The organism is Thermostichus sp. MS-CIW-40, assembly GCF_054058315.1.
Genome location: NZ_JBSSAC010000065.1, coordinates 1 through 11,651 on the forward strand (window position 1 = coordinate 1; position 11,651 = coordinate 11,651).

Here is an 11,651-nt window from a genome sequence, read left to right on the forward strand (position 1 = left end):
AACTCTTTGCCGCAAATCCAAAGAATGAGTCGGCATTCCTTTCTCTCCTTCCTCTTGAATACCTGTACCCTATTTTAAATTAAAAGGCTGTATCCAAGAGAAAAGAGAGATATATACCAACCTATTTGTTAGATTTATCCCAAAGAGTTGTGGCAGCTTATCAGGCAGGCAAGACCTCCACTCGCCAGGTAGAGGAACAGTTCATGGTAACCCAAAGAACACTGCACCACTGGGTGCATCAGTATCAACAAACTCAGGATTTATCCCCCAAGAAAGTCGGCACAAAGCGAGTAGGTATTCTGGAACAACACCGGCAAGAAGTTATGACGGTCATTGAAAGGCGCCTGAACTATTATCCGTGGTAGTATCAAGAACTGCTACGAGAGCAACTGGATACTGATGTGAGTGCTGTTACGATAGACAACTTTTTAAAAAAGCGAGGAATGACGCTAAAAAAGAATTACCGCAGTGTAAAAATCAGAGAAGAGGAGGTGCAAAGGCAACAATTAGCCTATAGTTAAGAAGTCAAGAATATACTAGTGGAAGATATAGCTATTCTAGACCAGACAAGGGTGTGAGAGGCAATGGAACGGAGGGGTATCTCGGAGTTTACGCAGTCAAAGAGCTTACAGTTACCGTCAGAGATGCAAAGGGAAAAAAATAAGATTATTGAAGCTATTTCCTGGAGAGAGGCAGTAGGCTGTTGTGTTATCAAGGGTGGAATGCGGAAGAGCAATTTTCTGGAGTTTTTGCAAAGTGACTCATGTCCGGAACTGGATGCGCGGAAGGTGGTGATTAGAGTTCGGAAGTGGAAGGTTTGATTCAAGGAACAGGTGCGCGGATCATAGACCTGCCTGTGTATGCACCAGAGTTGAATCCGATTGAGAGGATGTGGTCGGTATTGAAGCCTTTTATCCGGCAGTTTTCCAGAGCCGGGAAGTATGGGATGGAGCAGATAGCAGAGACCTCTTGACTACTCATCAATCCATTCTGCTTCCGAAGTTGGTTTGCTAGGTGTTGCTACTGTGCCCCTTGATTCCTTAACAGGCTGTACTGCTCCATCCCTATGCACGAAGAGGGATGCCGCCGCCCTAATTACTGGGAAGAGACTCCCAGATACTTTGTCCCTCTAATGTCCCTCTAGTAAGAGGTACTGCACCACGAAGCACTCAGTGCCGCCGCAGGCGAACAAGCTGGCGGAGTTCGCAGTTACTGTATCAAGAAGCCGTCATAAAGGGCGGGGCTTGTAACCCAGTTTTCTGGTCAATGTGGCGTTGGCATCTCTTTGTGCTTTATCCTGAGGGGCGATAAGCTAAAGTACAGCAACAACACAGTCCTAAACTGGGAACTTTATTGATGCCTCCGCGCTCCTCTTCCTCCCAGAGTGGCTCTACCCCATTCCCCTTTCTGGAGGGGCGGGGTGCTGCTGACGGTGAGGCTGAGTCGAGCTTGCCGCTGGGACAGCGTCTGCTGCGGGCAGGGCTAATTTCCCAATCCCAGTTGGCTCAGGCCCTGCGAGAGCAACAGCAAAACCACCTCAAGTTGGGAGAAGTGTGTCTCGAGCACGGCTGGCTCACCCCAGCCGCTCTCTACCGCTTCCTGCCCAGCCAGTCTCTTTCTCTGGGAGAGATTTTGGTGGCGCTGGGCCATTTGGATTTCGAGCAATTGCGGGTTGCTCTGGCTCAACAGCGTCGCTATGGGCGGAAATTGGGGGAAATCCTCACCTGGAAAGGTTGGGTACAGCCTGCCATTTTGGATCGCGCCTTGGATGTCCAGGTGCAACTGCAGCGGATGGCTTCCCCCAATGCGTGGGAGGCGCTGCAGCCTTTTTTGGCCAGGGATCCCAAACCCGAGGTTCAGCTTACCCCCCAAAGAGCGGCAACTCCTGGCCGAGAAGCTCTGGCCCAGGATTTGGCTGTACCCGAAGAGGCCAAGATCCCTTGCGAGGGAACAATTCAGCCATCGAGTCTCGAATCCGCAGTTGGGGGAGATTCCATCCCTGGAACATTAGCCGCGGCAGCCTCGGATCCCTTTGCCGATGAGCCTCAACCGGCCACCTTGGCTGACTACCGCAAGCAAGTGGAAGCCTTGCGGCTACAAATCGAGCTCCAGGAACAGGAATGGGATCGGATCCTGGCCAGCATGAACCAGCAGATTGCCGATTTTCAAAGCCAGTATCAGCAGCGCATTCAAAAACTGGAAGCCACCATTCGTCTCCAGCAGGCGGAGCTCCAGCACCAGGCTACGCTGCAGCAGGATTTGCGGGTTTGGCGGGAACAACTGCAACGTCTAGAAACGGAGCTGGCTCTTGCCCGCGCTGCTGAGCAAAGGGCGCAGCGGCAGTTGCAAACCCAGCGAGATTGCTATCAGTCGGAATTGGAGCAGTTGCAAGAGCAAATCCAGATTCTGCAGAAACGCCAGTCGGAGTTGGTGCCCAGCAGCGTTGTGGCTGACCTACGCGCCCAATTGGAGGCAGCGCTTCATCAAATCCAGCAGCTCCGATCGGAGCGGGATCAGTTGCAGGCCCAACTTGCCCAGCAAGCTGCAGAGCCAGAAGCTGCCCCATCCCGACATCTGGACTCCTTCTGGCCAGAGCAGGTTGCCGCCTTGGAGCAACAGATTTTGGAGCTGAGGGCCGCTTTGCAGATGTGGCAAGAGCGCTACGCTCAGTTACAGCAAGAGCACGAGGCCCAAATGGCGCGGCTTTCCGGCTATGTTCCCCCAGAGCAGGTGGAAAGCTTACAGGCGCAGCTACAACAACTGCAAGCGGAAATAGCACAGCTGATGGCAGCCAACCGTGACTACGAAGCGCACATTGCCCAACTGGAGGAGCAACTACAGCAGAGCCAAGCCCTGATCCACCAGCTCAGGGCAGAACGGGCCGAGGCCGACCAGCGCATTGTCCAACTGGAGGGATCCCTGCAAGCCCGCCAAGAAGCCTTGGAGCAAGCTCAACAACAACTGAAAACCACGGGATCCCGCCTCAGCGCCCTTCAACAGCAGCAGGCCAACTTGACGGTGGAACTGCGAGACGCGCGAGAGCTGCTGGCGGCCTATCGGCAGAGCCTGGAGTCCCTGCAAGAGAATCTCAAGATTGAGCAGAATCGCAACCGTCTGCTGCAGGTGAGTTACGAACAGCAAAAGCTGATCGCCGAAGCAGCCCAAGCCCAGTTGAGAGCAGCCAACTTCTCTGGTTCAACCGCCAAAGATGAGCCAGCACGTTCGCGTGAGCGAAACACAGTCCTTACGAGGAGACTGGAGGAACCTGCGACCGATGCCGGGGAGCTTCCCGCCAATCCTGAGGACACGCCGACGGATCCTTTGCTGGCGGAACTCACCCCCTGGGCCAGGCATCTGTTCCAAAACTTGCAGGCAGCGGGCTTGCTGGATCGGCCCCAGATCCAAGACATCCTCAGCCGCTGGCAACAGTCGGGGGGCAAGCTGACCGCGGTCATTGGCGAGTGTACCGGCCTGAAGGCAACCACGATCAAGTTCTTTGCGGATGGGGGGTATTCTGCCCGTTTGTCGGGGTGCCGCACGGTGGGAGAGTTCCTCAAGGCTGCCGACTTGTTGGCTGCTGAAGTGCTGGAGTCCTTGCCGCCGATGGATGAATCTTCGCCCCACTGGGGGGATCCCTTGGTGGAGCGGGGGTTATTGCGACCGGAGACGCTGCAGTATTTTCGCAAACATTTCCTGCCAGCTTCTGCCAGCGGATGCTGAGATATGCCAGAACTCCGTCCGAGCGCCGAGACCGTCAAGCGGATGAAGGTCTTGCCTCCACAGCACATTGTCGGGCAGGAGATGGCGGCACGACTGCTTGTGGCGGCCCTGGAGAAGGGGCGGGTGACTTCCAGCTACTGCTTCTTGGGCCCCCAAGGGGTGGGGCGGAAGCTGATGGCCCGTTGGTTTGCCCAGGCCCTCTTGTGCGAATCCAGCTCCGGGATCCCTTGCGGCAAGTGCTCCCACTGCCGTTGGCTGCTGGCGGGCAACCATCCCAATCTCCACTGGGTCAGCCCCACCTACCTGCACCAAGGCCGCCTAATTGCGGCAGACTCCCCGGAGGCGCAAACCTTGCAACGGCGCTCGCCGCCCCAAATTCGCCTGGAGCAGGTGCAGGGGGTATCCCGCTTCTGTGCCCGCAAGCCGATTCGAGCCCAGCGAAAGGGCTCCGCCCCGCTAAAGGACTCCGTCCCGCTTACGCGAAAGGACTCCGTCCCGCTTACGCGATCGGGAGCGGTGGTGGTGCTGGAGGGAGCCGAAACCTTGGCGGAAAGCGCTGCCAATGCTTTGTTGAAAACCCTGGAGGAGCCAGGCCCAGCCCATATTATACTCATCGCCCCCCAGGCGGCCTCGCTGTTGCCGACGCTGTTGTCCCGCTGCCAGATGGTGCCTTTTCGCCGCCTCAGCCCAGAAGAGGTCGACCGGGTGCTGAGTGGGTTGGGTTGCCCAGATCTGGCAGGGATCCCTCGATCCGAGCTGATTGCCTTGGCCCAGGGCAGCCCCGGCTTGGCCTTGCTGGCCCACCAGCACCTGCAGCAGATCCCGCCGTCGCTCCTTGAGGAACTCAAACGTTGGCCCTGGCACTCTTCTCTCCAGCAGGCATTGGAATTGGGCAGAGCGGTGGCCAGTTTGGAGCTGCCGGCACAACTGTGGCTGATCGATTATTTGCAGCAGCATTTTTGGGCGCAGGGATCCCGTCAGCCGTTTGCGCCAGGGGTGCAGAGGGCCATCCGGCAGTTGGAACGCATTCGCCAACACCTGTTGCAACTGGTGCAGCCCCGTCTCTGTTGGGAGGTCAACCTTGCCAGCATTAGCCCGGGTGGGTGATGTGGTAGCTGCCGTCGGCTTGTACCCAGGCGATCTCCGGGATCCGACATTGGCGGGCATAGGCTTCGATCTCTTCAGGGGCCCGATCCAGCAATTCCAGCTCCACCGCCTCCGATTCTCGCCAGCGGGCGGCCAAGGCCAGCGCCGCTGGGATCCCTGCCGGCACCAGGGGCACCACCAACCGTTTGCAGCCCATCTCCTCGGTTTGGGGATCGGGGGGCAAGAGCCGCAGCAGCGTATCCGGCAGAAGGGTAAAGCCAATCCCCGGCTGCGAGGATTCCGTGCCGCCGCCAGCGCGACTGGCCTGCTGAGGGCTGTAGAGGGCGTACAGCCGGTCGTAGCGCCCCCCCAGAGCAATGACCTCCCCGCTCGCCACCGCCTGAAAAACGATACCGGTGTAGTAGGCCAGGGTTTGCAACAAGCTCAGATCCAGCACCACCCGCACCCCATGTTCCTCCAGCACCTGGCAGAGCTGCCGCAGATCCCGCAGCCGCTCAGGCGGCACAGGCAACTGAGCCAGGTCAGAAAGAACTGAGCCGGGCTGGCCCCGCAGCCCCAGAATCTGCAAGCCAATCTGGCGGGCGGCTTCCGGCAGAGGGGCCGATTCCAGGTAAACGTAGTCGAGCTGGGCAATGGCACGGCGCACTGCCGCTTGAGCCGTGGGGGCAACGGCGCTGAGCAAACTCTCGGTGAGGCTGACATCTCCCAGCAGCAGCGTCCAGGCGGCCTCCGTCCCGTTTACACAAGAAGAGATGCCGATCGAGCGAATGCAATCGGCCAGCAGCAGCAGAATCTCGGCATCTGCCAGCCATCCCCCTGCCCCGATCAGCTCCACTCCGGACTGAAAAAACTCCTGGCTACTGTAGGATCCCTCCTCCCGCCGGCTGTTGCGAAAAACGCTGCCGTGGTAGTAGAGCCGCAACGGCAAAGGCCCACCGGCTAGACGGGTGGCTGCCGCCCGCACAATGGAAGCAGTGAACTCGGGGCGCAGCCCCAGCATCGTCCCTTCGCCATCCCGCAGTTGCAGCACCGACTCAGCGCGGATGGATCCCCCCGCCAGCAGCGTTTCCAGCCGCTCTAGGGTGGGAGTGATGATGCGCTGGTAGCCATGGCGCCGGAAAACCCGGGTCAGCTGAGCCTCCAGCTTCTCCCGCCGTTGTACTTCCCGCGGCAGGAGATCCCGGGCACCGCTGGGGGGGCGCAGACTGCTGGAGACGGTGGAACTGGCCTCAGGGCGGGGATCCCAAAAGTGCTCCGCACCGCTACCGCGAGAGTGCTCCGCACCGCTACCGCGACCGTACACAGGGCTGCTCCAGCAGAGGATCCTGCTGCATCATACCGGATGTTGGAGGTCAGCTGGGATCCCGGGGAAACTCAGGCCACTCCCAGATGGGATCCGTGGAGCGCACTCGGTGCATTCCTGCTTCCGCAAAGCGGGCGAAGGCGGCCTCCGCCTGTTCGCTGAAATCCACAACGCCGGGAATCACCACCGGCGAGGTGCAGTCCTCCAGAAGGTAGACTTTCTTGGCCAAGCTGGGATCCGTGGCCTGGATCTCTTGCAGCAGGTCGCTCACCGTCCAGGCCACGCAGTGGCTTTTGGCTTGGCCAGCCACGATCAGGGCGTCAAACTGCAGCAGGTGGTGGATGAGGAGCTCATTTTTCTCGTCGATGGGATCCCCTTCCGGCCCAGTCAAAACCTCCGGGCTAAGCACGGAATAATTTTCCGTCAAGGGATTGGCTCCCTTGAGCTGCAGGCTGGGCTGGCTGCAGCGGGCCATGCTGTGAAAGAAAATCGCCTCCTCCACCGCTGGCACCAGGGCATGGCCAATCCCCCCCAGCATGGAGTGGTAGGGCCAGACGATGAGGGGATATTTTCCCCCCTGCTCCAACTGCTCGGCGTAGTGCAGAGCGTAGACCTGCAACCGCGTCAGATCCCCCTGGGTGAGGTTGGCAGCCATGGCGGGGTTAACCCGCCAGCGTCCGCAGCGGATATCGGCTGCCGAAATGGCCGTGGCCGGCTCAGGATGGGCTCCCTGCGCGTCCACCCAAAAGACGGGGTGGAAGATCTGCATGGCCGTGTGGGTGTCGAGAGTGGCAATGATCTGGGTGAGGCAAGCCAAATTGCGGTAGATGAACTGACAAAGCCGTCGATTGTCTTCCACCGCTCCCAATCCGCCGGAACCGGCCACAAACAACTCAAAGCCGGGAATGCAAAAGGTGTTCTGCACATCAATGAGCAACAAGCCCACCCGCACCCGATCCGCCTCTGCCGGCGGGATCCCTTGCTCCTTGGCCCAGAGCTCGGCTTCTGCTGCCCGCTGTTGGTAGGGCACGCGCCAAATCTCTCCCACCCGCTCCGGATCAAAGTGGGGGGGAAGGCCCGCTGGAGCCTTAACAGTTAGCTCCTGTAGAGTGGTATGCATGGCGTTCTTCCGGTGGGGGCTGGATTGACCAGGCTTGCACCCGCTCGATAGAGTTGGACGGGTAACACTTATGGTTGGTTTCACTATAAGTTGGGGGCAAGATTTTGTCCAGATGGCCGCCTGTATTTCTGGCTGAGTTTGGGTTTGGTGTCTTGTCGAGGCCGATTTTTAGGGTTTTTTGGGGTTGTGATGCTTCTGGTGGATCCCTACAAGCAGCCTTACTTATGGTAAGTTTCACTATAACCTTCGCAACAGCCCTCTGCTCGATCCCGCCGTTCCCCACTGGCTTCTGCCCCGAGGTTTTTCATGTTGAGCCCTGATTTCTCGTCGTTGCAGCCCCAAGACTATGGCTTGCTAACCGATCTGTACCAGTTCACCATGGCCGCTTGCTACGTGGGGGAAGGGCTAGAGGCTCAGCCCGCTGCCTTTGAGCTGTTCGTGCGGCGGCTGCCCACCGACTATGGCTATCTGATTGCCATGGGGCTCACCCAGGCGGTGGAATACCTGCAGCAACTGAGCTTCGCCCCCGAGGCTTTGCGAGCGCTGCGGGAAACGGGCATTTTCGCCGATGCGCCGGAGCGCTTTTGGGAGCTGCTGGCCCGCTGCCGGTTTGAGGGGGATGTGTGGGCGGTGCCGGAAGGAACCGCCATTTTCGCCAACCAGCCCCTGTTGCGGGTGGAAGCCCCCCTCTGGCAAGCCCAACTGGTGGAAACTTACTTGCTGTCCACCTTTAACTACCAGACCCTGATCGCCACCAAGGCGGCCCGTATGCGAGATGCAGCAGGGGATGAGGCCATTTTGTTGGAGTTCGGCACCCGGCGAGCTTTTGGTCCCCAGGCGGGGCTGTGGGCAGCCCGGGCGGCTCTGGCGGCAGGGTTCAATGCCACCTCCAACGTCTTGGCAGCCCTGAAATTGGGGCGCAAGCCGGCAGGAACCATGGCCCATTCCCTAGTGATGGCCATTGCTGCTCTCTCGGGAGACGAAACCCGCGCCTTTCAATCCTTTCGGCGCTACTTTCCCCAAGCTGCGCTTCTAATCGATACCTACGATCCCATCCAAGGGGCGCGCACAGCAGCCCAGCTCTTTGCGGCCAGAAGCCCAGATCAACTGGGATCCCAGGGGGAAATCGGCGGGGTGCGCATCGACTCGGGAGATTTGGAAGATCTCTCTCGCCGGGTGAAACAAATTTTGCCTCAAGGCGCCCCGGTGTTCGTCAGTGGGGATTTGGACGAATACGAGATCGAGCGCCTGCATCGCTCCCAAGCCCCCATCAGCGGTTATGGGGTGGGCACCCGCCTGGTAACTGGAGAAGGCGTAAACGGGGTGTACAAATTGGTGGAAATCAATGGGATCCCAGTGGCCAAAGCTTCCTTTGCCAAAGCCACCCTTCCCGGTCGCAAGCAGATCTTTCGCGGCCCTGAAGGAGACTTGTTGGGCCATGCTGACGAGCCCCCGCCTCCTGGCTACGAACCGCTCTTGCGCAAAGTTATGGAAAAAGGGCTGCTGCTGGATCCCTTGCCGGATCTGGAAGCCATTGCCCGCACCAGCCGCGCCTCTGTGCTGTGCCTGCCCCAGGGAGTGCGACAACTGCGCCAGCCGGATCCCTGGCCCACAGCCCTGACTGCCGCTTTGCAACGGTTGAAAGACCACACCCTTGGCCAGGAATGTGCCTCGGCGGGCCCTGCCTGAGGAGAAGGAGTCCCGCTGCACTATAATGTTCTAGCTTCAAGGTCTCCGCTTTGAGGTTTGAGTTTTGCCATTGGACTTGAGCCTCAGGCCATTTTGATTTTTGGTGTTTTCCTAGTCTTTGCCCCCAGCTCTATGACCCAACGTGCCCTAATTACCGGCATCACCGGACAGGATGGCTCCTATCTGGCCGAGCTGTTGTTGAAGAAAAACTACGAAGTTCACGGCATCATCCGCCGCGCCAGCACCTTCAACACCGACCGCATCGACCACATCTACGTGGATGCCCACAACCCCCAGGCCAGGCTGTTTCTCCACTACGGGGATCTCACGGATGGCACCACCCTGCGCAGGATTTTGGAACAGGTGCAGCCGACGGAAGTGTACAACCTGGGGGCCCAATCCCACGTGCGGGTGAGCTTTGATGCGCCGGAATACACCGTCGATGCAGTGGCCATGGGCACGCTGCGTCTTCTAGAGGCCATCCGCGACTACCAGCAGCGCACCGGGATCCGGGTGAAGTTTTACCAGGCAGGCTCCTCGGAGATGTTCGGCCTGGTGCAGGAGATCCCGCAAAAGGAGACCACCCCCTTCTACCCGCGCAGCCCCTATGCCTGTGCCAAGGTGTACGGCTACTGGCAGACGGTCAACTACCGCGAAGCCTACAACCTCTTCGCCTGCAACGGTATCTTGTTTAACCACGAAAGCCCACGGCGAGGGGAAACCTTTGTAACCCGCAAGATCACCCGCGCCGTCAGCCGCATCGTTGCCGGCAAGCAAAGCAAGCTGTACCTGGGCAACCTGGATGCCAAGCGGGACTGGGGCTACGCCAAAGACTACGTCGAGGGGATGTGGATGATGCTCCAACAACCCCAGCCGGATGACTATGTGCTGGCTACCGGGGAAACCCACACTGTGCGCGAGTTTGTGGAACGGGCCTTCGCGCTGGTGGGCCTGCCGATTACCTGGAAAGGCTCCGGCCAAGCCGAACAGGGGTTGTACAAAGACCAAGTGTTGATCGAGATCGATCCCCGCTACTACCGCCCAACCGAGGTGGATCTGCTGTTGGGGGATGCTTCAAAAGCCAAGCGAGTCCTAGGATGGGAGCCCAAGGTGAGCTTCCCGCAGTTGGTGGAGCTGATGGTGCTGGCCGACTTGGAAGCCATCGGCCTGGATCCGGATCCCATCTTGGGGGAACGGCGCACCCTCAACGGCTTGCTTAGCGAAGATCGCGCTTTCATCCGCACCCAGCTGGGGGTTCACTACGACTGACAGGGTGAATACAACGGTGGAGACGGGATCCCAAAAGACAGCCTTGACCCCTTGTCCAAAGCAGGAACTAAACGCTTAATATAGTAGATCGCCGATTCTTTTGGTGCCTCGTCCTCTTGCTCCCCAGCTGACCATCTCTTGCTGACTTTGTTTGCTGATTTCGGAGAAATGCCCGCATGTCCCGCTACACAGGCCCCCGCCTAAAAATTATTCGTCGCTTCGGGGGACTTGATCTGCCCGGCTTGACGCGCAAGCGCCCCAAAAATACCAACCCGCCCGGTATGCATGGCGCCGAGCGCAAGAAAAAATCCGAATATGCCATTCGCTTAGAAGAAAAGCAGAAGGTGCGCTTCAACTACGGGCTGAGCGAGCGGCAGATGATCCGCTACATGCGCAAGGCACGGCGCTCCAAGGGATCCACCGGTTTGGCCTTGCTGCAAATGCTGGAAATGCGGTTGGATTGCATCGTGTTTCGTCTGGGCATGGCTCCAACCATTCCGGCAGCTCGGCAGCTCGTGAGCCACGGCCACATAGAGGTTAACGGCCAAAAGGTAACCATTCCCAGCTATGGCTGCAAAGTGGGGGATGTGATTACAGTAAAAAACAAGGAATCTTCCCGCAAGCTGGTGGCCGCCTACGCGGAGTATCCGGGGTTGTTTTTGCCGGACTACCTGGAGTTTGACAAAGAAAAGCTGCGCGGACGCATCAAGGAATTGCCCCCCCGCGAGCAAATTTGCGCCCCGGTCAACGAGCTTTTGGTGGTTGAGTTCTATTCCCGCAAGCTCTAGGGATCCCCTTTTGTGGCCATTGCAAATTGCAGGGGAATTTTGGGCAGTTTGACGTTCTCCTCACCCTTGAGGCCGGGGGATTTTTCACGGTTTGTTTTTTGTAGCGTTTCCCCTGCTCATCGCTCCTGTTGGCGATGCGTAGCGTTAGCTAGACCGCCGGGAAGCCCTGCCCTCTGTTAGTGACTAGTGGCTAGTCACTATCCACTCACCACTATCCAGGGTGAAGGTCGGGATGAGAGGCGGGGACACTTTGGTTTTCAATGGACTGGCCTAAAACCGAGACGGTAACCCCACCGCATGAAGCAATAAGGTAGGATTCATTCCAGTAGATTACCCTTGCCTCAATGAGAACTGCTTACCAGTACCGTTTGCGACCTACGCCCAGCCAGATTGCTTTGATGAGCGAGTGGCTAGACTTGTTACGAAAGCAGTACAACTACCGCTTGGCAGAGCGCTTTGCGTGGTGGGAACACAATCGCTGTGATAGCAATGCTTGTCCCTTAATCTGTCACTTGCCTGAGCTGAAAGACAATCCCGATTTCTACTCCCAGAAACGGGATTTGGTGAAGACGAAAGCCCTGTTTCCGCAGTACAGAGCAGTCCATTCGCAAGTCCTCCAGAACTGCATAGAGCGAGTGCACAAAGCATTCGACCG

8 protein-coding genes and 2 pseudogenes are annotated in these 11,651 nt (G+C 58.4%); 7 read left to right on the forward strand and 3 right to left on the reverse strand.

Annotation, left to right across the window (positions count from 1 at the left end):
* Window positions 1–113 precede the first annotated feature (113 nt).
* The 3 genes and pseudogenes from ACVWXF_RS13450 to ACVWXF_RS13460 all read left to right on the forward strand — a co-directional run bounded on the left by ACVWXF_RS13450 (window position 114) and on the right by ACVWXF_RS13460 (window position 4,827).
* Window positions 114–1,036, forward strand: a pseudogene (locus tag ACVWXF_RS13450) (transposase).
* A gap of 320 nt (window positions 1,037–1,356) precedes the next feature.
* Window positions 1,357–3,720 (forward strand): hypothetical protein, encoded by a 2,364-nt coding sequence (locus ACVWXF_RS13455; protein WP_457474642.1) that lies wholly within the window; start codon window positions 1,357–1,359, stop codon window positions 3,718–3,720.
* A 3-nt stretch (window positions 3,721–3,723) separates the two neighbouring features.
* Window positions 3,724–4,827 (forward strand): DNA polymerase III subunit delta', encoded by a 1,104-nt coding sequence (locus ACVWXF_RS13460; RefSeq protein ID WP_457474643.1) that lies wholly within the window; start codon window positions 3,724–3,726, stop codon window positions 4,825–4,827.
* Here the strand turns inward: ACVWXF_RS13460 and ACVWXF_RS13465 are convergent.
* Entirely contained in the window at window positions 4,811–6,130 is a 1,320-nt protein-coding gene (locus tag ACVWXF_RS13465) for an ATP phosphoribosyltransferase regulatory subunit (protein ID WP_414399697.1), read from the reverse strand. The genes ACVWXF_RS13460 and ACVWXF_RS13465 overlap by 17 nt on opposite strands.
* Before the next feature lie 49 nt (window positions 6,131–6,179).
* A complete protein-coding gene (locus ACVWXF_RS13470; protein ID WP_457474644.1) occupies window positions 6,180–7,250 on the reverse strand; it encodes an isochorismatase in 1,071 nt (356 codons plus the stop codon).
* Between the two features lie 306 nt (window positions 7,251–7,556).
* Between ACVWXF_RS13470 and ACVWXF_RS13475 the strand changes: the two genes are divergently transcribed.
* The 3 genes from ACVWXF_RS13475 to rpsD all read left to right on the forward strand — a co-directional run bounded on the left by ACVWXF_RS13475 (window position 7,557) and on the right by rpsD (window position 10,996).
* Window positions 7,557–8,939 (forward strand): nicotinate phosphoribosyltransferase, encoded by a 1,383-nt coding sequence (locus tag ACVWXF_RS13475; protein ID WP_457474645.1) that lies wholly within the window; start codon window positions 7,557–7,559, stop codon window positions 8,937–8,939.
* 132 nt (window positions 8,940–9,071) lie between these two features.
* Entirely contained in the window at window positions 9,072–10,208 is a 1,137-nt protein-coding gene (gene gmd / locus ACVWXF_RS13480) for a GDP-mannose 4,6-dehydratase (protein ID WP_457474646.1), read from the forward strand.
* 176 nt (window positions 10,209–10,384) lie between these two features.
* Window positions 10,385–10,996 carry a 30S ribosomal protein S4 gene (gene rpsD / locus ACVWXF_RS13485; protein ID WP_011432724.1) on the forward strand — a complete coding sequence of 204 codons (612 nt, stop codon included), beginning with the start codon at window positions 10,385–10,387 and terminating at the stop codon, window positions 10,994–10,996.
* A 211-nt stretch (window positions 10,997–11,207) separates the two neighbouring features.
* On the opposite strand, the pseudogene ACVWXF_RS13490 reads toward rpsD, so the two are convergent.
* Window positions 11,208–11,327 (reverse strand): annotated as a pseudogene (locus tag ACVWXF_RS13490) (IS200/IS605 family transposase); the annotation flags it as partial.
* A gap of 13 nt (window positions 11,328–11,340) precedes the next feature.
* Here ACVWXF_RS13490 and ACVWXF_RS13495 point away from each other — a divergent pair.
* On the forward strand, window positions 11,341–11,651 hold a 311-nt coding region (locus ACVWXF_RS13495; RefSeq protein ID WP_457474647.1), incomplete at its 3' end, for a helix-turn-helix domain-containing protein.